At 72.1% G+C, this 23,187-nt stretch carries 21 protein-coding genes; 9 read left to right on the forward strand and 12 right to left on the reverse strand.

What is annotated here, in order from left to right:
* The first annotated feature begins 1 nt into the window (after nucleotide 1).
* The 6 genes from narH to IE267_RS00820 all read left to right on the forward strand — a co-directional run bounded on the left by narH (nucleotide 2) and on the right by IE267_RS00820 (nucleotide 7,159).
* Nucleotides 2–1,549, forward strand: coding sequence for a nitrate reductase subunit beta (gene narH / locus IE267_RS00795; RefSeq protein WP_189761869.1), 1,548 nt, complete (start codon nucleotides 2–4; stop codon nucleotides 1,547–1,549).
* Nucleotides 1,546–2,187: a nitrate reductase molybdenum cofactor assembly chaperone gene (gene narJ, locus IE267_RS00800; protein ID WP_189761870.1), complete on the forward strand. Its 642-nt coding sequence runs from the start codon at nucleotides 1,546–1,548 to the stop codon at nucleotides 2,185–2,187. Before narH ends, narJ begins: the two co-directional genes overlap by 4 nt.
* Nucleotides 2,187–2,912, forward strand: a complete 726-nt coding sequence (gene narI, locus IE267_RS00805; protein ID WP_189761871.1) for a respiratory nitrate reductase subunit gamma — start codon at nucleotides 2,187–2,189, stop codon at nucleotides 2,910–2,912. The genes narJ and narI overlap by 1 nt, the downstream gene beginning before the upstream one ends.
* A complete protein-coding gene (locus IE267_RS00810; protein WP_189761872.1) occupies nucleotides 2,909–4,087 on the forward strand; it encodes a TIGR04053 family radical SAM/SPASM domain-containing protein in 1,179 nt (392 codons plus the stop codon). Before narI ends, IE267_RS00810 begins: the two co-directional genes overlap by 4 nt.
* Nucleotides 4,084–5,493, forward strand: coding sequence for a protoporphyrinogen oxidase (hemG, locus tag IE267_RS00815; RefSeq protein ID WP_189761873.1), 1,410 nt, complete (start codon nucleotides 4,084–4,086; stop codon nucleotides 5,491–5,493). The genes IE267_RS00810 and hemG overlap by 4 nt, the downstream gene beginning before the upstream one ends.
* A 79-nt stretch (nucleotides 5,494–5,572) precedes the next feature.
* Nucleotides 5,573–7,159, forward strand: coding sequence for an alpha/beta hydrolase (locus tag IE267_RS00820; protein ID WP_189761874.1), 1,587 nt, complete (start codon nucleotides 5,573–5,575; stop codon nucleotides 7,157–7,159).
* A 158-nt stretch (nucleotides 7,160–7,317) separates the two neighbouring features.
* On the opposite strand, the gene moeZ is transcribed toward IE267_RS00820, so the two are convergent.
* The 12 genes from moeZ to IE267_RS00875 form a co-directional block, all read right to left on the reverse strand.
* Nucleotides 7,318–8,496: an adenylyltransferase/sulfurtransferase MoeZ gene (gene moeZ, locus IE267_RS00825; protein WP_161248339.1), complete on the reverse strand. Its 1,179-nt coding sequence runs from the start codon at nucleotides 8,494–8,496 to the stop codon at nucleotides 7,318–7,320.
* Between the two features lie 72 nt (nucleotides 8,497–8,568).
* A complete protein-coding gene (locus IE267_RS00830; RefSeq protein ID WP_189761875.1) occupies nucleotides 8,569–9,345 on the reverse strand; it encodes a spherulation-specific family 4 protein in 777 nt (258 codons plus the stop codon).
* Entirely contained in the window at nucleotides 9,333–10,298 is a 966-nt protein-coding gene (locus IE267_RS00835) for an NAD-dependent epimerase/dehydratase family protein (RefSeq protein WP_167157141.1), read from the reverse strand. The genes IE267_RS00830 and IE267_RS00835 overlap by 13 nt, the downstream gene beginning before the upstream one ends.
* A gap of 148 nt (nucleotides 10,299–10,446) precedes the next feature.
* Nucleotides 10,447–11,511: a hypothetical protein gene (locus IE267_RS00840; protein ID WP_229860542.1), complete on the reverse strand. Its 1,065-nt coding sequence runs from the start codon at nucleotides 11,509–11,511 to the stop codon at nucleotides 10,447–10,449.
* The gene (locus IE267_RS00845; protein ID WP_189761876.1) at nucleotides 11,508–13,274 is read right to left on the reverse strand and encodes a DUF3492 domain-containing protein; all 1,767 of its coding nucleotides are present in this window, start codon (nucleotides 13,272–13,274) and stop codon (nucleotides 11,508–11,510) included. Before IE267_RS00845 ends, IE267_RS00840 begins: the two co-directional genes overlap by 4 nt.
* Before the next feature lie 191 nt (nucleotides 13,275–13,465).
* On the reverse strand, nucleotides 13,466–15,256 hold the full coding sequence (locus IE267_RS00850) for a dipeptide ABC transporter ATP-binding protein (RefSeq protein ID WP_189761877.1): 1,791 nt from the start codon (nucleotides 15,254–15,256) through the stop codon (nucleotides 13,466–13,468).
* Nucleotides 15,253–16,251: an ABC transporter permease gene (locus IE267_RS00855; protein ID WP_189761878.1), complete on the reverse strand. Its 999-nt coding sequence runs from the start codon at nucleotides 16,249–16,251 to the stop codon at nucleotides 15,253–15,255. Before IE267_RS00855 ends, IE267_RS00850 begins: the two co-directional genes overlap by 4 nt.
* On the reverse strand, nucleotides 16,248–17,258 hold the full coding sequence (locus IE267_RS00860) for an ABC transporter permease (protein WP_189761879.1): 1,011 nt from the start codon (nucleotides 17,256–17,258) through the stop codon (nucleotides 16,248–16,250). Before IE267_RS00860 ends, IE267_RS00855 begins: the two co-directional genes overlap by 4 nt.
* 2 nt (nucleotides 17,259–17,260) lie before the next feature.
* Entirely contained in the window at nucleotides 17,261–18,991 is a 1,731-nt protein-coding gene (locus IE267_RS00865) for an ABC transporter substrate-binding protein (RefSeq protein ID WP_189761880.1), read from the reverse strand.
* Between the two features lie 166 nt (nucleotides 18,992–19,157).
* The gene (locus IE267_RS40340; protein ID WP_317617795.1) at nucleotides 19,158–19,253 is read right to left on the reverse strand and encodes an Ms4533A family Cys-rich leader peptide; all 96 of its coding nucleotides are present in this window, start codon (nucleotides 19,251–19,253) and stop codon (nucleotides 19,158–19,160) included.
* An 88-nt stretch (nucleotides 19,254–19,341) separates the two neighbouring features.
* Nucleotides 19,342–20,655: a DUF3152 domain-containing protein gene (locus tag IE267_RS00870; protein WP_229860543.1), complete on the reverse strand. Its 1,314-nt coding sequence runs from the start codon at nucleotides 20,653–20,655 to the stop codon at nucleotides 19,342–19,344.
* An 8-nt stretch (nucleotides 20,656–20,663) separates the two neighbouring features.
* Nucleotides 20,664–21,659 carry an alpha/beta fold hydrolase gene (locus IE267_RS00875; protein ID WP_167157151.1) on the reverse strand — a complete coding sequence of 332 codons (996 nt, stop codon included), beginning with the start codon at nucleotides 21,657–21,659 and terminating at the stop codon, nucleotides 20,664–20,666.
* 135 nt (nucleotides 21,660–21,794) lie between these two features.
* Here IE267_RS00875 and IE267_RS00880 point away from each other — a divergent pair, with 135 nt between their 5' ends.
* From IE267_RS00880 to IE267_RS00890, 3 genes are all read left to right on the forward strand, one after another.
* Nucleotides 21,795–22,022 (forward strand): Rv3202a family protein, encoded by a 228-nt coding sequence (locus IE267_RS00880; RefSeq protein WP_189761881.1) that lies wholly within the window; start codon nucleotides 21,795–21,797, stop codon nucleotides 22,020–22,022.
* A gap of 145 nt (nucleotides 22,023–22,167) precedes the next feature.
* Entirely contained in the window at nucleotides 22,168–22,809 is a 642-nt protein-coding gene (locus IE267_RS00885; RefSeq protein WP_100574954.1) for a TetR/AcrR family transcriptional regulator, read from the forward strand.
* A gap of 141 nt (nucleotides 22,810–22,950) precedes the next feature.
* A complete protein-coding gene (locus IE267_RS00890; protein ID WP_100574953.1) occupies nucleotides 22,951–23,178 on the forward strand; it encodes a DUF3107 domain-containing protein in 228 nt (75 codons plus the stop codon).
* Nucleotides 23,179–23,187 lie beyond the last annotated feature (9 nt).

The following is a 23,187-nucleotide window of genomic DNA, read 5'->3' on the forward strand; positions in this document are numbered from 1 at the left end:
GATGCGCGTCATGGCTCAGATCGCGATGGTCATGAACCTCGACAAGTGCATCGGCTGCCACACCTGCTCGGTCACCTGCAAGCAGGCGTGGACCAACCGGCAGGGCACCGAGTACGTCTGGTTCAACAACGTCGAGACCCTCCCCGGGCAGGGCTATCCGCGCCGCTGGGAGGACCAGGAGAAGTGGAAGGGCGGCTGGGAGCGCACCCGCTCCGGCAAGCTGCGTCTGCGCGCGGGCGGCCGCCTCAAGCGCCTCGGCCAGGTCTTCGCCAACCCCGAACTCCCCGAGATCGACGACTACTACCAGCCCTGGACCTACGAGTACAAGAACCTGATCGACGCCCCCGCGGGCGACGACCTGCCGGTGGCGCGGCCCGTGTCCAGCCTGACCGGCGAGCCCGTCGACAAGATCGAATGGGGCCCCAACTGGGACGACAACCTGGGCGGCGCACCCGAGAACGCCCCGCTCGACCCCATCGTGGAGAAGATCCGCGACGAGGTCGGCGAGAAGATCCGCTTCGAGTTCGAGCAGAGCTTCATGTTCTATCTGCCGCGCGTCTGCGAGCACTGTCTCAACCCCGCGTGCGTCTCCTCGTGCCCGTCGGGCGCGATGTACAAGCGCGAGGAGGACGGCGTCGTCCTGGTCGACCAGGACCGGTGCCGCGGCTGGCGGATGTGCGTGACGGGCTGCCCGTACAAGAAGGTCTACTTCAACCACGCCACCGGCAAGGCCGAGAAGTGCACGTTCTGCTTCCCGCGCATCGAGGTGGGACTGCCGACCGTCTGCGCGGAGACCTGCGTCGGGCGGATGCGCTACCTCGGCGTGATGCTGTACGACGCCGACAAGGTGGCCGAGGCCGCCGCCGTCGAGGACGAACACGACCTGTACCCAAGCCAGTTGGAATGCTTCCTCGACCCGAACGACCCGGCGGTCGTCGCCGCGGCCAGGGCCTCGGGCATCACCCACGACTGGATCGAGGCGGCCCGCCGCTCCCCGGTGTACGACCTGATCGCCACCTACCAGGTCGCCCTGCCGCTGCATCCGGAGTACCGCACGATGCCGATGGTCTGGTACGTGCCGCCGCTGTCACCGGTCGTCGAGGCGGTCGCCGCGAGCGGCCACGACGGCGAGGACGCCGGCAACCTGTTCGGCGCGATCGACGCCCTGCGGATTCCGGTGGAGTACCTGGCCGAGCTCCTGACCGCGGGCGACCCCTACCCGGTGGAGGCGGTGCTGCGCCGGATGGCCGCGATGCGCGCCTACATGCGGCGGGTCAACCTCGGTGAGGAGCGCGAGGAGTCCATCGCGAGTGCCGTCGGGCTGACGGGCGCCGAGATGGAGGACCTGTTCCGGCTGCTCGCGATCGCCAAGTACGAGGACCGCTACGTGGTGCCGAGCGCGGCCCGGGCCGACGCCGAGGCCCTCGCCGGCTCCCACCCGCTCGACGAGGCGTGCCCGGTCGGCGAAGCCGGCCCGGTCGGACCGAGCACGGAAGTGGCCCCGGGCCGCGTCCTGTTGAACCTCTCCCCCACCCGGAGGAGCGCATGATCCCCGAGAACTCGGCCGTCCTGCGACTGGTGGCGGCCCGCTGCCTGCGCTACCCGGACGACACCTTCCACGCCCAACTCCCCCTGTTGCGCGAGGCGTTGCGACGGAACCCGGGTGCGGCCGCCGAACGCCTCCAGGCCTTCGTGGACATCGCGGCGGCCACCGACCCGCTCGACCTGTGCGCGCACTACACCTCCACGTTCGACACCCGTAACCGGCGCTGTCTGTATCTGACGTGGTGGACCGACGGTGACACCCGCCGCCGGGGCCTTTCGCTGGTCCGCATGAAGCGGATCTACCGCGACCACGGCCTGGAGTTCGGCGACGAGGAGCTGCCCGACTTCCTGCCCGCCGCCCTGGAGTTCGCCGGGCGCCACGAGGAGCCGGGCACCCGGCTGCTCCAGGAGCACCGCGCGGGCCTCGAACTGCTACGGCTCGCCCTGACCGAGACCGGCACCCCGTACGCCGACGTCCTCGAAGCGGTCTGCGCCACGCTGCCCGGCGCGTCGCCCACGACGAAGGCCGAGGCGAAGGCGCTGGCCAAGGCGGGCCCGCCACAGGAGACCGTGGGCCTGGAGCCGTTCGGGCCCGGCGTCGAACTCCCCTGGCCCGGCTTCCCCGAGAGGAAGGCATCCTGATGGACCTGCTCCTGTGGGGCGTACTGCCCTATGTGTCGATCGCCCTGCTGATCGCGGGCACCTTCTGGCGGGCCCGCTACGACCGGTTCGGCTGGACCACCCACTCCAGCCAGGTCCACGAGTCGCGACTGCTGCGCATCGGCTCGCCGCTGTTCCACTTCGGGATGCTGTTCGTGGTGCTCGGCCACGTGGTGGGCCTGGTGATCCCGCAGAGCTGGACGGACGCGGTGGGCGTCAGCGACCACACCTACCACCTGCTCGCCGTGTCGACGGGCGCGGTCGCGGGCGTCGCGGCGGCGGCCGGCATCGGCATCCTGGTCTTCCGCCGCTTCAAGGTCCCCGCGGTACGCCGGGCGACCCTGCGCAGCGACCATCTGATGTACACGTTCCTGCTGGGGGCGATGGTGCTCGGCCTGACGGCCACGATGCTCAACTCGACCGGCGCGACCGGGGATTACAACTACCGCGAGGGCATCTCGATCTGGTTCCGCTCGCTGTTCACCTTCCAGCCGGACTACCACCTGATGGGCGCGGCGCCGCTCGCCTTCCAGCTGCACATCCTGTTCGGCTTCACGCTGTTCGCGCTGATCCCGTACTCGCGCCTGGTGCACATGTTCAGCGCGCCGGTGCAGTACCTGTTCCGCCCGTACGTCGTCTACCGGCGCCGCGATCCGAAGCTGACGGCCAACCGGGAGGACCGGCGCGGCTGGGAGAGGGTGCGATGAGCGGGCGCACCCTCGTACGCAAGCCCCGGCACGCGGTGGCGGAGCGGCCCTTCATCGTCATCTGGGAGGCCACCCGGGCCTGCCCGCTCGCCTGTCTGCACTGCCGCGCCGAGGCGCAGCCGGACCGCGACCCGGGCGAGCTCGACGGGGTGGACGCCCGGCGCCTGATGGACCAGATAGCCGCGTTCGGCAGGCCCGGCCCGCTGTTCGTCATCACCGGCGGTGACCCGTTCCAGCGCGCCGACCTCAACGACCTCGTGGCGTACGGGACTTCACTGGGACTGCGGGTCGCGGTGTCGCCGTCCGGCACCCCGACCCTGACCCGTGCGAACCTGACCGCGGTGCGCGACGCGGGTGCCGTGGCGCTCTCCCTCTCGCTCGACGGATCGACGGCCGAGCGGCACGACGCCTTCCGGGGCGTCGACGGCGTCTTCGACTGGACCCTGGACGGCTGGCGCACGGCCCGCGAGCTGGGTCTCAAGGTGCAGATCAACACCACGGTCACCCGCACCAGCCTGTCCGACCTCGCCGACATCGCGGCCCTGGTGCGGCGCGAGGGCGCGATGCTGTGGTCCGGCTTCATCCTGGTGCCGACCGGTCGCGGCGCGGGCCTCGACGCACTGACCCCGGACGAGATCGAGGACGTGCTGCACTTCCTGCACGACTGCGGCTCGATGATCGCCACGAAGACGACGGAGGGCCACCACTTCCGTCGCGTCGCCCTCCAGCGCGCGATCCTGGCCCGGCACGGCGAGCACCCGGAGCTTGGTCCGCTGCACGGCGAACTGACGCGGCGAGCACAGGAGTTGGGCTTCTTCGAGGGCGAGGGACGCCCGGTGCGGCGGCCCCCGATGGACGTCTCTTCGGGCCGGGGCTTCGTCTTCGTCTCGCACACCGGCGAGGTGCACCCCAGCGGGTTCCTGCCCGTCTCGGCGGGCAATGTGAAACACCATCCGCTGGCCGACATCTACCGCGGCTCGGCCCTGTTCGCGACGCTCCGCGACCCCGCGCTGCTGCGCGGCAAGTGCGGGCGCTGCGAGTTCAACACCGTCTGCGGCGGCTCGCGTTCACGCGCCTACGGGCTGACCGGCGACGTGCTCGCCGCCGACCCGTGGTGTGCGTACGAGCCCGGCAGCTTCCCCCATCGAGACGACCTCCGAGAGCTGGCCCCATGACATCGAAGCGATCGGTCATCATCGTCGGCGGAGGCATCAGCGGCCTCGCCGCCGCCTGGCAGCTGCGCGGCCGCGCCGAGGTCACCGTTCTGGAGAGCGGGCCGCGAGTCGGCGGCAAGCTCCGCACCGGCACGCTGGCCGGGGTCGCCGTCGACGAGGGCGCCGAGTCCGTGATGGCGCTGCGGCCCGAGGCGGTCGACCTCGCCGAGGCGGTCGGCCTCGGCCGGGCCCTGGCCGACCCGGCGCCCGCACCGGTGACCGTGTGGACGCGCGGTGCGCTGCGCCCGATGCCCGCCGGACATGTGCTCGGCATCCCGTCCGACCCGGCCGCGCTCGCGGACACCGGTCTCCTGTCGGACGAGGGCCTTGCCCGGCTGCACCAGGAGCCGTCCCGGCCGGCCGGCCCCGTCACCGAGGACGTCGCCGTCTCCGCCTACCTCGCCGAGCGCATCGGCCGGGAGGCGGTGGACCGCCTGGTGGAGCCGCTGCTCGGCGGTGTGTACGCGGGCAGCACCGACGCCCTGTCCCTGCGCTCGGCGATGCCGGGCATCGCGGGCATCGCCGAGCGCGGCGCGCCGCTGCTGCCCGCACTGCACGGCCGCCCGCGCCCCACGGGCTCCTTCGTACGCGGCGTCGAAGGCGGCACCGGGCGGCTGCCGCTCGCCGTCGCCCGGGCCAGCGGGGCCCGCGTGCTGACGGGGACGACGGTACGGGCCCTGGAGCGCACCCCGTCCGGCACTTGGCGGGTGCAGGCGGCCACCGCCGACGGCCCGCTGCTGCTCTCCGCCGACGCCGTGATCCTCGCGGTGCCCGCCTTCGCGGCGGCCGCCCTCCTGCGCCCGCACGCGCCCGTCGCGCACACGGACCTCGCCGCGATCCCGTACGCGAGCACGGCCGTGGTGACGATGGCGTTCGCGCGCGACCGGGCCGGGCTCGGCGGGCTTCCCTCCGGCAACGGCTTCCTCGTACCGCCCGTGGACGGCCACACCGTGAAGGCGGCGACCTTCCTGTCCAACAAGTGGCGCTGGCAGGCGGACGCGGCCCCGCACCTCTTCCTGCTGCGCGCCTCGATCGGCCGGGCCGGCGAGGAGCACCTCCTCGACCGCCCCGACCGCCACCTCGTCCGCACCGCCCTGAACGACCTGCACCACGCGGCGGGTCCGATCGGCGAGCCGCTCGCGGCCCGGGTCAGCCGCTGGGACCGGGGCCTGCCCCAGTACACGGTGGGCCACGCCGCCCGCCTCGCCCGCATCCGCGAGGACATCGCCCGGCTGCCCGGGCTTGAGGTGTGCGGCGCGGCGTACGAGGGCGTCGGCATCGCGGCCTGCGTGGCGACGGGGTACGCGGCGGCGGAGCGGGTGGCGCAGGAGGCCCCGGCAGGCGTTCCCGGCCGAGCGGGCGGGTAGGGGCGCGAGCCCCGGGCGCGCCACCCTGATGGGCCGCCCCGCTCGCGCGCCCCCCGGCCCCCCGCCGCAGGATGGGGGGATGGAACACCACCGTGCCCCGCGAGGGCGGAACCGGGCCGCCGCGATCAGCGCCGCCGCCGTACTGCTCGCCGCCGTCGGCTGTTCCGGCGGAGCGAAGGACGAGGGCGGGCTCACCTCCGGCACCGCCGACGTGTCCAAGCTCGCCACCCAGAAGCTGACCTGGAAGGCGTGCGCGGCACCCACCGCTGCGGAGGGCACGGGCTCGGCGCCCTCGCCACCGCCCGGCGGAGGCGAGTGGAAGTGCGCCACCATGAAGGCGCCGCTCGACTACGCCGACCCCAAGGCCGGCACGATCGACATCGCCCTCATCCGTGCCGAGGCCACCGACAAGGCCCACCGCATCGGCTCGCTGATCTTCAACTTCGGCGGCCCCGGCGGCTCGGGCGTCACCACGCTGCCCGCCGCCGCGAGCGACTACGGCGCCCTGCGTGCCCGCTACGACCTGGTCAGCTTCGACCCGCGCGGGGTCGGCGCCAGCGCGCCCGTGCAGTGCGAGAACGACTCCCAGCTCGACACCTACTTCGCGCAGGACGCCACCCCCGACGACGCAGCCAAGGAGAAGACGTACCTCGACGGCCTCAAGTCCTTCGCCGGCGCCTGCGAGGACAACTCCGGCAAGGTGCTCCCCCACGTCGGCACCACCAGCGCCGCGCGCGACATGGACCTGCTGCGCCAGGTCGTGGGCGATCCGAAGCTGTACTACATGGGGATCTCGTACGGCACCGAGCTGGGCGGCGTCTACGCCCACCTGTTCCCGAAGAACGTCGGGCGGGCCGTGTTCGACGCGGTCGTCGACCCCACCAGCGACGTCGAGCAGGGCGCGATCGGCCAGGCCAAGGGCTTCCAGCTCGCCCTGGACAACTTCGCTCAGGACTGCGTGAACCGGGGCGACAAGTGTCTGCTGCGCGGCGCGAACGTCAAGGAGGTCGAGGACGTCATCGTCAAGCTGCTGGCCCAGCTCAACACGAAGCCGATCCCGGCGGGCAACAGCGGGCGCCTGCTCGGCCAGACCCAGGCGACGAACGGCATCGCGCAGGCGCTGTACTCCAAGGAGTACTGGCAGCTCCTCGAACAGGGCGTCGACGAGGCCGAGGGCGGCAACGGCGCGCTGCTGCTCGCCCTGTCGGACGCGATGAACGGGCGGAGCAAGGACGGCACGTACAGCAACATCCAGGCGGCCAACGCGGCCATCAACTGCGCCGATTTCAAACAGCGTTACACGCTGGAGCAGACGAAGGCCAAGCTGCCCGAGTTCCACCGGGCGTCGCCGGTCTTCGGCGACTTCATGGGCTGGGGCCTGATGGGCTGCTCCGCGTGGCCGGTCGCCGGGCAGTGGACCACCCCCGACGTGAGCGCGCCGGGCGCGGCCCCGATCGTGGTCGTCGGCAACACGGGCGACCCCGCCACGCCGTACCAGGGCGCCAAGAACATGGTGGACAAGCTCGGCCCCGGCGTCGGCGTGGAGCTGACGTACAAGGGGCAGGGGCACGGGGCCTACAACAGCGGCAACAAGTGTGTGCAGAGCGCGGTGAACTCGTATCTCTTGGACGGAAAGGTGCCCTCTGCTGGGGCGGTGTGCCAGTAAACGGGTTTCTTGCTTCTCGGCTGCGGGCCGGTGGGGGCCGGTCGCGCAGTTCCCACGCCCCTGGCAGGGTTGACGCCGCAGCATGGCCGAAGGGGCGGCCCCGCACGCATGGTGCGGGGCCGCCCCTTCGGCCATGTCTTTCTGTCGAAAACCACGCCTCAGTAAATCGGCTTCTCCGGCTCGATCTGGTTGACCCAGCCGATCACGCCGCCGCCGACGTGCACGGCGTCGGAGAAGCCCGCGGACTTGAGGACCGCGAGGACCTCCGCCGAGCGGACGCCGGTCTTGCAGTGCAGGACGATGCGCTTGTCCTGCGGGAGCGACTCCAGCGCCGTGCCCATCAGGAACTCGTTCTTCGGGATCAGCTTCGCACCCGGGATCGAGACGATCTCGTACTCGTTCGGCTCGCGGACGTCGATGATCTCGATCTTCTCGTCCGCGTCGATCCACTCCTTGAGCTGCCGGGGAGTGATCGTCGAGCCCATGGCCGCTTCCTGGGCCTCCTCGGACACGACGCCGCAGAAGGCCTCGTAGTCGATGAGCTCGGTGACGGTCGGGTTCTCGCCGCAGACCGCGCAGTTGGGGTCCTTGCGGACCTTGACCTGGCGGTACTGCATCTCCAGGGCGTCGTAGATCATCAGGCGGCCGACCAGCGGCTCGCCGATGCCCGCGAGGAGCTTGATGGCCTCGTTGACCTGGATGGAACCGATGGACGCGCAGAGCACGCCGAGCACGCCGCCCTCGGCGCAGCTCGGAACCATGCCCGGCGGCGGGGGCTCCGGGTAGAGGCAGCGGTAGCAGGGGCCGTGCTCGGACCAGAAGACCGAGGCCTGGCCGTCGAAACGGTAGATCGAACCCCACACGTACGGCTTGTTGAGCAGCACGCACGCGTCGTTGACGAGGTAGCGGGTGGCGAAGTTGTCCGTGCCGTCGACGATCAGGTCGTACTGGCTGAAGATCTCCATCACGTTCTCGGCTTCGAGCCGCTCTTCGTGGAGGATCACGTTCACGTACGGGTTGATGCCCTTGACCGTGTCCCGCGCGGACTCGGCCTTGGAGCGGCCGATGTCGGCCTGGCTGTGGATGATCTGCCGCTGCAGGTTCGACTCGTCGACCTCGTCGAACTCCACGATGCCGAGCGTGCCGACACCGGCGGCGGCCAGGTACATCAGAGCCGGGGAGCCGAGACCGCCGGCGCCCACGGCGAGCACCTTCGCGTTCTTCAGCCGCTTCTGCCCGTCCATCCCGACGTCGGGGATGATCAGGTGGCGCGAATACCTGCGGACCTCGTCTACGGTGAGCTCAGCTGCTGGCTCGACCAGGGGTGGCAGTGACACGAGAACCTCAATCACGCGGTCGGTCGGTAAGTCAGTACGGTTGTTCTCTCCGTAACACTGCCACGCTCCCCCTCATTCCGAGATACCGGGTCCGATCCGCGAGACGATTTCGTCCCAGTAGCCGGGCAGCGCCTCGAATGCGTTGATCTGTCCGTTCCGGTGGCGCGGGCGGTCGGCCCGGTCCGTGAAGTAGATCGTGCCCGCGCCCTGCCAGCGGGCGATCCGCAGCGCCTCCTCCAGATGCGTCCTGGGCACGCCGTGCACCAGGTGGCAGAAGCGCTCCGGCGGGTAGTCGGCGGTCCATTCGGCCACTTGGGACCAGCGGTAGTCGTGCCAGGTTCCGCTGAAGGTGACCAGTTGATCGGCGGTCTCCGCGTAGCCCGGGTACGGGTGCGTGCCGTGACCGAAGACCAGGTGGGCGTCCTCGCGCAGGGCCCGGAGGGTGTCGGCGGTGCGCCGCATTTCGGGAAGCGCGTCTCTCTCCGCGGGACAGCGGTCCAGGAGGAAGCCGTCGACCCGGTACCAGTCGAGATAGCGGTGCGCCTCGGAGATCCGCTCGCCGAACGGACGGCTGCCGTGCGCCGTGTCGAGGTGGCCGAGCACCCGGATTCCCGCGTTGCGCAGTCTGCCGACCGCTTCGAGGCAGTGCGGGTCGGGCCGGCTGCCCGGGCCGCCCGGGCAGCCGCCGGAGACGTTCAGCACGGCCCAGTGCAACGGCGTTCCGGGGCGCGTGAGTTCGGCCCATTCGACGGGTGCGACCAGCGGGTGCGCGTAGCCGGGGACGCCGAGGCCGAGCCGGGTGGAGCCGGTCGCCGCCCGCTGGCTCTGGAGACGGGTCAGATTCGGCACGCCGCCTCCATCCAGATGTCGGCGAGCGACTCCTCCAGGTTGATCCGGGGACGCCAGCCGAGCCGGTCGCGGGCGGTGCGCACGTCCGCCTGCTGCCAGCTGCCGCAGCCGTCGGGGTACGGGGACGGCGTGGCGAGGTGTTCGAGGGCGCCCTCGCCGGAGCGCGGCGAACCGATGAGGCCGGGCCGCATGGCGGGCGGCCCGTCGAGCTCGTGCAGCGCGCCCGCGTAGCCGGCCACCCTGGCCAGCACGGCGGCCGCGTCGCGGAGCTTCACCGCGCGTCCGGTGCCGATGTTGACCACGCCCTGGGCCGCCGAGAGCGACGCGGCGTGCACGGCCCGCGCCACATCGCGTACGTCCACGAAGTCCCGCTGCACACCGAGCCCGCCGAGCTTCAGCTCGCCGTCGCCCGACTGCATGGCGCGCCGCATCGCCTCGGCGAGCCGGCCCAGCGGGGAGCCCGCGGGGGTGCCGGGGCCGACGGGCGAGAAGACGCGCAGCACGATCGCGTCGAGCCCGGAGCCGAGGACGAGCTCGGTCGCGGCGAGCTTGGAGACGCCGTACGGGCCGCCGGGGCGCGGCACCGCGTCCTCGGCGGTGGAGGAGCCGGGCTGCGAGGGCCCGTACTCCGACGCGCAGCCGATCTGCACCAGGCGGGCGCCGCAGCCGCTGCGCCGCAGCGCCTCGCAGACGGTGGCGACGGCGACGGTGTTGTGCCGGGTCAGCTCGCGGGCGCCGCCCCGGGTGGCTCCGGCGCAGTTGACGACGACTCCGGGGTGTACGGCGTCCAGGAAGCGCGTCAGGGCTCCCGGGCTGCCGGTGGCGAGGTCGAACCGTACGTCGGCGTCGTCGCCGCGCCCGAGGGCGGTGAGCTGGACGGCGGGGTCGGCGAGCAGGCGGTCGGCGACGAACCGGCCGAGGTATCCGTTGGCTCCGAGCAGCAGCACCCTCATCGCACGGTCCTTCCGTGCGGGCGGCGGGAGGCCGGGGGCAGGGCGGTCATGTGTCGTTCTCCTTCAATTGCCTTCTCGGCCGGCCCTCGATGGGGCGGGCGAGTCGTTCGGCGCTTCGGTGGGGTGGGCGCGTCGTTCATCGGGCGCCTCACTGGTCACAGTGGGCCGAGGCGCGGGCCAGTACGGCGGCGGCTCGGGCGAGCAGGGCGAGGGCGGCCGCGCCGCACACCACGGCGGGCACGGCCCCGACGCCCCAGGTTCCTGCGGCGTCGGCCACGGGCCGGCCGACGAGGGTGAGGCCGGGTAGCCGCCCGGCGAACACGGAGGACAGCGCGAGCAGTTCGGCTCCGGCCGCGGCGGCGAGCACCTTGGTGGCGGCGCCGGAGAATCCGTGGGCGGCGAGCAGCCGGGCGAGCCAGAGCAGCAGACCCAGCGCGACGCAGGCCGTGAACTCCCCTGATCCGTATGCCAGTTGGGCAGCTGCCAGGCAGACGGCCAGGCCGCCGATGAACAGCGCGGCGGTGGCCAGGAGCAGGGGCCGTGAGCGGCCCGAGAACTCCGCGAGACCGCGGCTCGAAGCGAGCTTCCTGCGCGCCTGTACGGAGAAGAGGTGCGCGCACCACATCGCGGGGGCGACGGCGAAGGCCAGGCCGGTGGCCGCCGCCGGGTCGAGCGCCCAGAGCCCGTCGGGGCCACCGCTCAGGGCGTCGGAGAGCAGCCCGTCGCCGCCGATCGCGTACGCCATGAGCCAGCCGGCGCAGATGCGGGCCAGGGGTCGGTCGCCCGGGCCCGCGCGCAGCGGGCCGCGCCGCAGGGTCAGGGTGAGGGCCACCGCGAAGGCGGCCGCGCCGAGCGCGCCGAGCGCCGGACGCACCCCGCCGGAGGTGAGCTGGACACCCGTGACGGCGAGGGTGCAGACGGCGCCCGGGAGCAGCGCCCACAAGGCCCAGGTGGCCGTTGGGCGGCTCGGCTCCGCGGCCGGGTCGGCGGTTGCGGCGTCCCGGGGCACCCGGGCGTAGAGCTCTTCGGCGAGTGAGAAGACATCGCGGTGCCGGAAGCGGGCGGCGGTCCGGTCGGTGACGCCGTGTGCCTCCAGACCGGCCGCGATCTCCAGCGGGTCGACGGCACGTTCGCACAGTGCACGGTGGCGGTGCATGAGCGCCTTGACGGGGTCGGCGGGCCCGCGGCGGGCGGTGGTGGGCAGGTCGGTCACGCGCCCGCACCTTCCTCCGCGATGTCGAGCCGGTCGCGCGGATCGAGGCGGTCGCGCCGGTCGAGGCGCTCGCGCATGAGGACGGCGAGCGGGCCGCCGGCCCAACTCGGCGTCGGTCCCGTGGTGTTCGGTACCCGTGCCGCGGTCGGGGCGGCCCACCGTCCGGGCACGTGGGCCTCGGCGGGGTGGGCGAAGGGCCGGGGTGCGTCCGCCCGGCCGGTGCTCTCGCGATGGACCGGGTTGTGCGACATGAGCTCCAGGTAAATGCCGCGAAATGCCGCGATGTTCTGCTCGACGGTGAACAGTTCGAGCGCGCGGGCGCGGGCGGCGGCGCCCAGGCGCGCGCGCCGCTCGGGATCGTGCAGCAGGCTGAGGCAGGCATCGGCGAGGGCGCGCGGATTGCGCGGCGGCACCACCAGGCCCGTGCCGCCGATGACTTCGACGACCGCGCCGGTGTCGGTGGAGACGGTGGCCCGGCCGCAGAACATGGCCTCGACGAGGCTGAGCGGGAAGCCCTCCACGACGCTGGACAGGACGACGACGGCGCCTGCGGCGTACGCGTCGGCCAGGTCGGGGGCCTCGGGACCGCCGAGTTCCTCGAAGGAGACCGGGTTGTCGCCGACGGCGTGGGCACCGGCCGCCTCGTCCGGGAAGAGCTGGGCGGCGAGCGCCCGGCAGTGCGCGAGGTAGCCGGCGTCCTCGTCGCCCTCGGCGGGGACGGAGACCAGGCGCAGACGGGCCTCCGGGTCGGCCCTGCGGACCTCGGCGAAGGCGTGCAGGAGCGCGACGAGGTCCTTGGCGGGCTCGATCCGGCCGACCCACACCAGGGTGTGCGGATCGCCGCCGTAGACACCCTCGCCCACGGCGTGGAAGCGGTCCGCGGACATCCCGGGGTAGACCGTGCGCAGCTTGGCGCGGTCGGCGCCGCAGCGCTCCTGCCAGCGGCGGGCGTGGGTGTTGCCGGGGGTGACCAGCTCGGCCCGTGCATACACCTCGGCGGCCAGGCGCCGCTGGAACCCTGCCTGCAACGCCCTTACGGGGGAGGCCAGTCGACCGCTCGCGAGGTACTGGGCGCGCAGTTGGACGCCGTACTCGGTGACCAGGAGCGGGACCCCGCAGAAGCGTTTGGCCAGAAGCCCGGGCAGGGCCGCGCTGCCGCCGGACGTGGCGTGGCTGAGGTCGGCGGCGCCGAGCGCGTCGTCGCCGTACCAGTCGAGGGAGAGCGGGCGCAGGGCGCGCTCCAGGAGGCCCGCGAACGCGAGGTGGTCGGGGACCCGGGCGGCCCGGACGGCCCGGTTCGCGCCGGGCGCGCGGCAGGCGGCCTCCAGGATGCGGACGGCTGCCTCCGACCGCAGTTCACCGCCGAGCCCGCCGTGTTCCCGGGCCAGGCCCGCGAGCCCGTAGAGTCCCTCGGCGAAGCCGTCGGCCGCGCCCTGAGTCTCGTTTTCCTCCGTGCACAGGGCGGTGGCGAGGTGCCCGAAGTGGGCGGCGAATTCGCGCCGTTCGCGCCGATCGTAACCACGGGCGGTGCGCCCGCGCCCGGCGTGGTGGTGCTCGGGCGCGGCCCAGAGCGGCGCGGTGCGCACCCGGCGGACGTGGGGCGGCAGCTCGATCAGGCCCCGCTCCTCCTGCTCGCGGCTGCGGCTCAGCGCGAATATGTCGAACTCGTGCCGCGCGAGCCCGCGCACGAGCCGGTCGCACCACAGTCTCGACTCGCCGGTCGTGTACGGATAACCGCCATCCGTGAGCAGTCCGATCCGCATGTGCGCACCCCCGATCTCCCTTGTGGGCGGCCCCCGTCGGCACCGGGGACTCGCAGCGGGAAGAACGTAAGCGGAGATGCCGATGGCGCGACGGACGGTTGTCCATCGCGCCACCGGAAGGGGTGAATGCACGTAACTTTCCCGAGCCGGGTGCGTTCGGTCGCGCTACGGTGCCGCTCGATCACATACGGCTACGCCGCGGCCACGTGCGCCTCCTCGCGCCTGGCCGCGCGGCGGACGGCGGCCAGGGCGGGGTCGAGGGACGGGACGGCGGCGAGCAGCTGCCGGGTGTACGGGTCCTTCGGCGCGCCGTAGACCACGTCCACCTCGCCCTCCTCCACGATCCGGCCCCGCCGCATCACCGCGACCCGGTCGCTGACCTGCCGCACCACGGCGAGGTCGTGCGCGACGAAGACCAGCGCGAGGCCGAGCTCGCGCTGCAACTCGGCGAGCAGAGCGGTGACTTGGGCCTGGGTGGTGACGTCGAGGGCCGATACGGGCTCGTCGCAGACGATGAGCTTCGGCTCGGCGGCCAACGCCCGTGCGATCCCGACCCGTTGGCGCTGTCCGCCGCTGAACTCGTGCGGGTAGCCGTCGTAGCGGTCCGGGTCGAGCCCGACGCGGGCCAACAGCTCGGCGACGCGGGCCCGGATTCGGGTGTCGTCGCGTTCGCCCGCGGCGCGCAACGGGTCGGCGACGGATTCGCCTATGGAACGGCGGGGGTTGAGGGAGGAGACGGGGTCCTGGAACACCATCTGGACGTCGCCGGAGCGGGTGACGTGTCCGGCGCTGGGTTCGAGCAGCCCCACGAGCATGCGGCCCAGGGTGGTCTTGCCGCTTCCGCTCTCGCCCACGATGCCGAGGGTTTCGCCCCGGCGGACGTGGAGGTCGACGCCGTCGACGGCGTCGAACGCGGCCCGGCCCCGCCCGAAGCTCTTGCTGAGCCCGACGGCCTCGATGACGACATCCCCGCCTGCGGCGGAGGCTTCCCCCACCCCACCCCTTCCCGGAAGCCTCCGGGGGGATGGGACGGCTGCGGACCGTGCATGGCTGGTCGCGCCGTTCCCCGCGCCCCTGTCGGCACCGGGGTGGGCGGGGTCTTCAGCCCGTCCGGCGTTGGAGGACGAGCCCCCTTCGGGCGCGAACGGGGTCCGGGGCAAAGCCCCGGGCGTCACGCTCGGCAGGGCCGGCGAAAGCCTCGGCACCGCAGACAGCAGCGCCTTCGTGTACGGCTCCCGCGGGGATGCCAGGACCGGGCCCACCGGGCCCCGCTCCACCTCCCGGCCCGCCCGCATCACCAGGACCTCGTCCACGCTCTCCGCCGCGACCCCCACGTCATGGGTGACCAGGAGCAGCCCCAGCCCCTCGTCCCGGCGCAGGTCGTGCAGCAGGTCCAGGATCTGCGCCTGGACGGTCACGTCGAGCGCCGTCGTCGGCTCGTCCGCGATCAGCAGCCGCGGCTCGCACGCCAGCGCCATCGCGATGAGCGCCCGCTGCCGCATGCCCCCGCTGAACTCGTGCGGACGGGAACGGGACTTGCGGGCGGCATCCGGGATGCCGACCCGGTCGAGCACGGTGATCGCCCGCGCCCGGGCGGCCCGCCGCGAGCCGCCCTTGTGGACCCGGTACACCTCGGCGATCTGGTCGCCGATCGTGTAGTACGGGTCGAGCGAGGACAGCGGGTCCTGGAACACCATGGCCGCCAACCCTCCCCGCAGGGATCGGAGTTCGGCGTCGGAGGCGGCGTTGACATCGATCCCGGCCACCCGGATCGTGCCCGAGACCCGCGCCCCGGTGCCCCGGTGCAGACCGAGCAGCGCGTACGCCGACGCGCTCTTGCCGGAGCCGGACTCACCGACCACGCCGAGCGCGGCGCCGGGCTGAAGGGTGAAGGAGAGGCCGTCGACGGCCCGGACGTCGCCGAAGGAGATGTGCAGGCCGGTGACCTCCACCAGCGGCGCACCAGCAGGAACCGGCGTCATGAGAGCACCACCCGTCGATCGGCCGTCGCGTACAGGACGTCCGCGACGGCATTGGCAAGCACCACGAAGAATCCGGTGGTCAGGACCACGCCGACCACGACCGGCAGGTCGACCGTGCGCACCGACTCGACGAGCTGACGGCCGATGCCGGGGATGCCGAAGAGCGTCTCGGTGAGCACCGCGCTGCCGAACATCGTGCCCGCGTCGAGGGCGCTGAGCGCGATGACGGGGGCGACCGCGCCGCGCAGCGCGTGGCGCCCGACGATGGCCCGCTCGGTGAGTCCGTACGCCCGGAACGTCCGCACATGGTCCTCGGCGAGCGTCTCCAGCATCGAACTCCTGGTCAGGCGCGCGTACTTGGCGGATTCGATCAGGGCCAGGGAGAACCACGGCAGCAGCAGGCCCCAGAACCACTGTTCCGGGTTGTCCGTGAACGGCACGTACTGCGGGAACGGCAGCCACTGCAGTGTGGAGCAGAGGACGATGATCAGCAGCAGACCGATGACGAACACCGGTGTCGACGTGCCCGCCAGGGTCAGCCAGGTCAGCAGTCGCTCGACCACTCCCCCGCGCTTCCACGCGGAGAGCACCCCGGTGCCGACGCCGATCAGCAGCCACAGCGCGAACGCGCCGATCACGAGGGAGCCCGTGACGGGCAGCTTTCCGAAGATGAGGTCCGTGACCTGCTCGTCGGTGCGGTAGGACTGGCCGAGGCAGGGCGCGGAGCAGTGCACCACTCCCGTGCCGGAGGAGAAGTCGCGTCCGGCGAAGATGCCCTGGATGAAGTGGCCGTACTGGAGGTACAGCGGGTCGCCGAGCCCCAACTTGTCGTGCACCAGGGCGACTTGCTGCGGCGAGCAGCGTTCGCCGCAGACGATCTGGGCGACGTTGCCGGGGGCCACGTAGAAGACCGCGTACACGACGACGGAGAGCGCGAGGAGCACGAGGACGGCTCCGGCGATCCGCCGCAGCAGAAAGCCCGTGAAGCCGTTCAACTTGCCTTCTCCTCAAGCGACTCGATGGGGCCGGTGGGCTTGTTCTGGTTGCGCGTGCCCACGCGCAGACGCGACGCCGCCCTCGGGTCGAGCGCGGTGCGCACCCCCTCGCCGATCATGGTCAGGGACAGGACGGTGATGAACAGCAGCCCGGCCGGCAGGAGCAGATAGGTCGGCGCCGCCTGGTACCAGGTGTTGGCGTCGGTGAGCATCTGGCCCCAGGACGGCGTGGGTGGCTTGATGCCGACGCCCAGGAAGGACAGGGCCGCCTCGGCCACCACATTGCTCGGGACGAGCAGGACCGCGTACGTGATGACGGGTGCGGCGAGCGCGGGAAGCAGCTCGCGGCGGGCGATCGCCCAGGTGCCCCAGCCGCTGAGCCGGGCCGCCGAGACGTGGTCCAGGGTCTTGAGCGACAGGGCGCCGGCCCGCACGATCTTCGAGGTGCCGAACCAGCCGAGCCCGGCGATGATCAGCGTGATCAGGACCGGCCGCGGGATCGAGGCGGGGGCCACGGCGAGCAGACCGAGCGTGATGACGAGCATGGGCAGGGCGGCCGCGACATCGGTGACGCGGCTGACGATCTGGTCGGCCCAGCGCCCGCCGAGCGCGGCGAACAGGCCGAGTCCGACGCCGAGCGCGACCTGGATGAGGGTGGCCACGAAGGCGACACCGAGCGAGACGCGGGCGCCGTAGACGATGCGGGCGAACAGGTCGCGCCCGGTCTGCGGTTCGACGCCGAGCCAGTGCTCGCCGCTGATCCCGCCGAACGAGCCGATCGGCACTCCGCCGCTGGCCGAGTCGACGAGCGCGGGGTGGTAGGCGTTGGGGTTCTGGCCTTCGAGCGCGGTGAGCAGCGGGGCCGCGAGCGCGACCAGGACGAGCAGGGCGAAGACGGCCGCCGCGGCGGTGACCGCGCGCTGGGCGCGCAGCCGCCGCCAGAAGAGACGACCGCCGGGGGCGGGCGTGGTGACGCCCGCCCCGGTGGTCAACAGGGCTTCGGACATGGTTACTTGACCGCGACCTGCGAGATGTCGAGCACACCGGTCCAGTCGCTGATGACGACGTTCTTGACGTCCTTGCCGACGAGCCGCTTGTAGACGGGGTGGAACAGCGGCACGACCACGGCCTGCTCGCCGATCTTCTTGTCGAGCGCGCCCCAGCGCGGGGCGGCGGCGGCCAGGTCCGTCAGCTTGTTGATCTCGTCGATCTCACTGTTGACGGAGGGGTCGTTCAGGAAGCCGGTGTTGAAGTTGGCGCCGTCCTGGACGATCTGGCGGCCGTCGAAGATCGGCGCGAGGAACGGGCCGCCGGAGGGCCAGTCCGCGCCCCAGCCGCGCAGGAAGAAGCCGGGCTCCTTCTTGGTGCTGGCGACGGTGTCGTTGTAGTCGTTGCCTTCGAGACCCTGGAGCTTGACGGTGATGCCCGCCTTCTTCAGGGCGTCCTGGAGGGCGGTGGCGACCTCGGGCCCCTTCGGGCCGCCCTTGGCGTTGGAGTGGGTGAGCGTGACGGTCAGACCGTCGGCGTAGCCCGCCTCCTTCAGGAGCTCCTTGGCCTTGTCGGCGTTGCCGGACGCACCCGCCGGGAACGGGTCGTACGGGGTGTAGCCGAAGGCCTTCTGGTTCGGCAGGAAGGTGGTGGCGGGTTCGGCGAGCGAGGAGCCGCCCACGGCGTTGACGGCCGAGGTGCGGTCGACGGCGTACGCGATGGCCTGGCGGACCTTCGGGTTGTCTAACGGCTTCACGTTCGGGTTGAACGCGATGTAGTTGGTGTAGCCGAAGTGCCCGGTGCCGACGCGTGCGGCGAGCTGCTTGTCGCTGGTGACCTTGGCCAGCTCGGCCGGGCCCAGGTTGGTGTCGGTGGTGACGGCGGCGGCGTCCGGGCCCTGGGAGGCGGAGAGCCGCTGGTTGATGACGGCCTGGTCGAGCCCGGAGCGCACGTCGATGGTGTCCGGGTAGGCCTTGCGCTCGGGGTCGGTCGCCTCGGACCAGTTCGGGTTGCGCTCCAGGACGAGGTGCTCGCCGTCGTTCTCGTTCTTGACGACCTTGTACGGGCCCGAGGAGACGGGGTGCTCCTCGTACTTGGTGCCGTTGTCCTTGGCCTTGGGGACGGGTGCGAACTGCGTCTGGGTGGCCAGGAAGGGGAACTCGCCCTCCGGCTTGTTCAGGTGGAAGACGATGGTCTTCGCGTCCGGCGTCTCGATCGAGTCGAGGCCCTTGCCGCCGTCCTTGTAGGGGCCCTCGTACTTCGCCCCGCCGACCAGCCAGTCTCTCAAGTACGGTGCGCCGCCGGAGAGTTCGGCCGCGAAGGAGCGCTCGATGCCGTACTTGATGTCGGCGGTGGTGATCGGGCTGCCGTCCTCGTACTTGAGGCCGTCCTTGAGCGTGTACGTCCACACGGTGGCGTCCGCGTTGGGCCGGCCCGTGTCGGTGGCGAGGTCGGGCACCACCTTCGTGCCTTCGGCGCCGCTCGCGCGCTTGCGGGTGGTCAGGGTGCGGAAGACGAGCGAGGGCACGTTGCCGCCGCCGGAGGTGTAGAGCCTGGCCGGGTCGAAGTCGGTCTGCGCCTCGTTGTTGAGGACGCTGAGCGTGCCGCCCTTCTGGGGCGTGCCGGACGCCGCGGACCCCGCGCTCTTGGCGCCGCTGTCCTCGGGGCCGCAGGCGACGGCGCCCACGGCGAGAACCACGGCTATCGCGGCCGCTCTTGCGACATTCCCCGACGAAATGGACGTGTGACGCATCGGATGTAGACCTCTCGGTGACTGCTGGGCAGGGCGACGGAGACGGGCGCCCACAGCACCAAAAGGAAAGAGGGGTGGCTGCGCCCGTGTGCGGAGACCGTGCGGAAGCACGGAAATGCCCGGGCGCAAAAAGGGAAAAGGAAGGTCGAACGCGCTCGGGACGGCGTCAGCTACAGAGAATGTCGGCCACGCTGTGCCCGGTCACGCCGATGAGCGCCAGCTCGATGGCGGCGCGTTCGGGGGTGGCGTGACGGTGCGACATGCCGAGAAATATGGACGAACGGCTGTTCACTGTCAATCGAGAACGAGACGGTCGTCCCACATTCTGGGACGTGTCGCACCGGTGCGGCTCAACTCTTCGGATACACCCAGGGGTTGGGCAGGCACTTGATCCCGTCGATGTCCAGGGACTTGGTCTGCTGCTGCATCACCGGGGCCAGCGCGCCGGGCGTGCGGCAGCTCACATGGTTGTGCCCCAGCCGGTGGCCGACCTCGTGGTTGATGAGCATCTGGCGATAGGTGAACATCGCCTTGCCCCAGCCGTACGTCACCGAGCCCTGCGCCCAGCGGAACGCGTTGATCATCACGCGGTCGGTGGCGGCCGAGTCGCAGGAGACGTTGTCCTCGGTGGTGTCCAGGCCCGACTTGGCGCACCAGACCCCGGTGGTCCCGGGGCTCGCGAGGGTGACCACGAAGTCCGGCTTGCCCGAGGAGATCCGCTCGAAGGTCATGTCCCCGCCGTGCGCCCAGCTGCGGTCGTCGTTCAGGGTCTTCTGCACGGCCTGGGCGAACAGGGCGCCGTCCAGGCCGAGGCCCTGCTCGATGTCGACCTGGTAGCGGTACTTGTGCCCCTTGCCCGGTGCCGCGTCGAACCCCGGCACGGTGTCGAACGTGCCGGACGCCTTGAGCTTGGGGTCCATCGGGTACTGCTGGGCCATCTTCTGGTCGTACGTCAGGACCGCGGGCGCGATCCCCGGGGTGGAGCGGCCGCTGCCCCGGGAGGCCGAGCCGTCGTCCTCTCGGCCCTTCTCGCCCGCGGCTCGGCCGGCCGCGTCGTGCTTCTCCCCGGCGGAGGTGACCTGCCCGGCGACGACGACCGCGAGCACGGTGGTCACCGCGGCGGCCGCGATCCCGGTGAACGTCCGCCCCTTGGACACCTTGGAGCCCTTGAGCCCGGAGCCCTTGAGCCCCTTCGGCTTCGCCTCGGGAGCGGGTGCCGGCGGCTCTTCGCGCAGCTGCGCCGGGACTCCGATGGTGCGCTGCCTGCCGGTGTCGCCGGTGCCGGTGCGGGGCCCGGATTCGGGCCCCGGCCCGTCGAAGGCCTCCGTGTAGGAGCGGCGCGGGCCCGGTATGCGCGGGCCCCCGGTGTTGAGAGGGGTGCCGGTCATGGCCGGGCGCGGCTTGCCGTGCCAGTCGCCGTAGTGGGACGCGGCCCCGCCACGGGGCCCGTCCTCGTCGTGCTCGGGGTGTCCGCCGCGCACCTGCGGGGTGCCGAAGGCGGGAGTGCCCGCGCCTTCCCGCCCGTCGGAGCCGTTGACCGCCGGGGCCTGCCGTCTGCGGCGGCCACCGCCGGAGGCGACGGCCGACTCGGCCTCGGAGGCCGGTGGCGCCTGGGGTATCGGCGCCGCGTCGCCGGTCTCGCTGGGTCGGCTGTGTCGTCCCACGCCCCGGATCAGCTCCTGTTTCCTCGGTCGTCGCCGCGGTGGTCGCCGGCGCTCTCGTCGATCAGCTCCCGCACGGCCTGCGCGACCGTCTCGGGGTACTCCATCATCGCCACGTGCCCGGCATCGGGCAGGGTAAGCAGCCGCGAATCCCGGAAGGCGGCCGCCGCCCGGCGGGCCATCCGGAACGAGACGAGCTGGTCGCGCGCCCCGTACACGAGCAGCGTCGGCGCGAGCACCCGCTCCGCCTGCCGCCACAGGCCGTGCTGGCCGCCCAGGGTGTACGCGTCCACGATGCCACGGGCCGAGCGGGCCATCGCATCCCAGAAGTAAGGGAGTTGGAGGCGCCGCTCCATCTCCTGCACGGCGGCCTCGAACCCCTCGGGGCTCACCCGGCCCGGGTCTCCGTAACAGAGGGCCATCACCCCGCGGGTGCGGTCCTCGGCGTTCCAGTCCCTGGTCAGCCGCGCGAACAGGGAGGCCACGCCCGGCAGCGCGACGAGCGCGGTGGGCCAGGCGCTGCGCTGGACGCGGATCTCGGGCAGCGCGGGCGAGACCAGGGTGAGCGTGCGCACCAGGTCGGGCCGTACGGCCGCGACCCGGGTGGAGACCGCGCCGCCCAGCGAGTTGCCGATGAGGTGGACCGGGCCGCGGCCCGCCGAGTCCAGCAGGCGGATCACGGCGCGGGCATGCGCGGTGATCGAGTAGTTGCCGTCGTCCGGCGGCGGGGAGTCCCCGAATCCGGGCAGGTCGAGCGCCTCGCCCTCCAGCCGGTCGGCGAGCAGCGGCATCAGCGCCGACCAGTTCTGCGAGGAGCCGCCCAGCCCGTGGACGTACAGCGCGGGTTCGAGGCCGGGGCGGGCGTCGCCGGGCCGGGACCTGACGGTCAGCGTGAGGCCGGGCAGGCTGACGGAACGCAGCTCCTCGCCCTCCGCGACCCTGACCGCGCCCACCCGCGGTGCCAGTGAGGCAGCGGCGGGGGTTTCCGGCAGCTCGGTCGAAGACATGCGGCAATGTTACGAGACGATCACACCGTGGTTCATGTGTTCGCCGTCACAGGCCGTATAGCGGCCGGCGCCACGAACTCCTAGGCTCGTAAGGAAGCCCCCGAATCACTCGCAGTGGACGAAAAGGGAGCAGTCATGTCCGTCGATCCGAGCGATCCGGAAACCTTTCAGGACGAAGCAGAAGGCGACCGCGCGGCCGAACTGTCCGAGGAGACCCCCGAGGCGGACGCGGCGGAGCAGCACACGGACGTACGACAGGACCGTGACGACCCGCTGAACCGTGTGGATCCGGGCACGGCCAACGAGGCGGACGTTGCCGAACAGGCGCGTGTGGTCGCCCTCGACGAGGACGACTACCGATGATTTGTTCGGTTTACCCCGGGTATCTCCGGCTACCCGGCGCGTCCGGTCCGTGAAATTCTGCGTCCGCACCGCGCACAGCCGGGTTACCCAAAAGTACGATGGCGGCGCGCGTACATCGCGCACCAGATCAACTTTGGGAGGCGGCGTGACAGCCATCGAGCAGACCGAGGCGGCGCGCCCGCGAGGCACGCGCCTGCCGCGCCGGGCCCGCCGCAATCAGCTTCTGGGCGCGGCCCAGGAGGTTTTCGTCGCGCAGGGTTACCACGCGGCCGCCATGGACGACATCGCGGAGCGCGCGGGCGTGTCCAAGCCGGTGCTCTACCAGCACTTCCCCGGCAAGCTCGAGCTCTACCTGGCCCTCCTGGACCAGCACTGCGAGTCACTGCTCCACGCGGTGCGCACCGCGCTGGCTTCGACGACGGACAACAAGCTGCGCGTCGCCGCGACGATGGACGCCTATTTCGCGTACGTCGAGGACGAGGGCGGCGCCTTCCGGCTCGTCTTCGAGTCGGACCTCACCAACGAGCCGGCCGTGCGCGAGCGCGTGGACCGGGTCAGCCTCCAGTGCGCCGAGGCGATCTCGGACGTCATCGCCGAGGACACCGGCCTGTCCAAGGACGAGTCGATGCTGCTGGCCGTGGGCCTGGGCGGCGTCTCCCAGGTGGTGGCCCGCTACTGGCTCTCCAGCGAGTCGACCATCCCCCGCGACAAGGCGGTGGCGCTGCTCACCTCGCTGGCCTGGCGGGGCATCGCGGGCTTCCCGCTGCACGGCACCGAGGGGCACTGAGCGGCATCCGGCCGGTCATTCCCGGATCCTGTTCGCTCCTGGCGTTCGGCGACCGGCCATTTCCGGTCGCCTCGCCGGGCTAATGTGTGCAGCGTACGGCGCGGCTGACCGCGCACCGCACGAGGTCGGAGGGACTTAGCCGTGGAGGTCAAGATCGGCGTGCAGCACGCGCCCCGGGAGATCGTTCTGGAGAGCGGGCAGTCCGCCGAACAGGTCGAGAGCGCGGTATCCGACGCCCTCGCCGGCAAGGCGCAGCTGCTCAGCCTCACGGACGACAAGGGCCGCAAGGTCCTGGTGCCGGCCGACAAGATCGCATACGTGGAAATCGGCGAGCCTTCGGTCCGCCGCGTGGGCTTCGGCGCCCTGTAGTACACGGCA

The sequence above is a fragment of the Streptomyces xanthochromogenes genome (assembly GCF_014650455.1).
In the GTDB taxonomy this organism is placed as follows: Bacteria; Actinomycetota; Actinomycetes; order Streptomycetales; family Streptomycetaceae; genus Streptomyces; species Streptomyces xanthochromogenes.

What these genes read in the sequence shown, in the direction of transcription:
- narH (WP_189761869.1), top strand. Translation starts at nt 2, where the DNA reads ATGCGCGTCATGGCTCAGATCGCGATGGTCATGAACCTCGACAAGTGC.
- narI (WP_189761871.1), top strand. Translation starts at nt 2,187, where the DNA reads ATGGACCTGCTCCTGTGGGGCGTACTGCCCTATGTGTCGATCGCCCTG.
- IE267_RS00820 (WP_189761874.1), top strand. Translation starts at nt 5,573, where the DNA reads ATGGAACACCACCGTGCCCCGCGAGGGCGGAACCGGGCCGCCGCGATC.
- IE267_RS00810 (WP_189761872.1), top strand. Translation starts at nt 2,909, where the DNA reads ATGAGCGGGCGCACCCTCGTACGCAAGCCCCGGCACGCGGTGGCGGAG.
- IE267_RS00880 (WP_189761881.1), top strand. Translation starts at nt 21,795, where the DNA reads ATGTCCGTCGATCCGAGCGATCCGGAAACCTTTCAGGACGAAGCAGAA.
- IE267_RS00865 (WP_189761880.1), bottom strand. Translation starts at nt 18,991, where the DNA reads ATGCGTCACACGTCCATTTCGTCGGGGAATGTCGCAAGAGCGGCCGCG.
- IE267_RS00875 (WP_167157151.1), bottom strand. Translation starts at nt 21,659, where the DNA reads ATGTCTTCGACCGAGCTGCCGGAAACCCCCGCCGCTGCCTCACTGGCA.
- IE267_RS00835 (WP_167157141.1), bottom strand. Translation starts at nt 10,298, where the DNA reads ATGAGGGTGCTGCTGCTCGGAGCCAACGGATACCTCGGCCGGTTCGTC.
- IE267_RS40340 (WP_317617795.1), bottom strand. Translation starts at nt 19,253, where the DNA reads ATGTCGCACCGTCACGCCACCCCCGAACGCGCCGCCATCGAGCTGGCG.
- IE267_RS00850 (WP_189761877.1), bottom strand. Translation starts at nt 15,256, where the DNA reads ATGACGCCGGTTCCTGCTGGTGCGCCGCTGGTGGAGGTCACCGGCCTG.
- hemG (WP_189761873.1), top strand. Translation starts at nt 4,084, where the DNA reads ATGACATCGAAGCGATCGGTCATCATCGTCGGCGGAGGCATCAGCGGC.
- IE267_RS00860 (WP_189761879.1), bottom strand. Translation starts at nt 17,258, where the DNA reads ATGTCCGAAGCCCTGTTGACCACCGGGGCGGGCGTCACCACGCCCGCC.
- IE267_RS00845 (WP_189761876.1), bottom strand. Translation starts at nt 13,274, where the DNA reads ATGCGGATCGGACTGCTCACGGATGGCGGTTATCCGTACACGACCGGC.
- narJ (WP_189761870.1), top strand. Translation starts at nt 1,546, where the DNA reads ATGATCCCCGAGAACTCGGCCGTCCTGCGACTGGTGGCGGCCCGCTGC.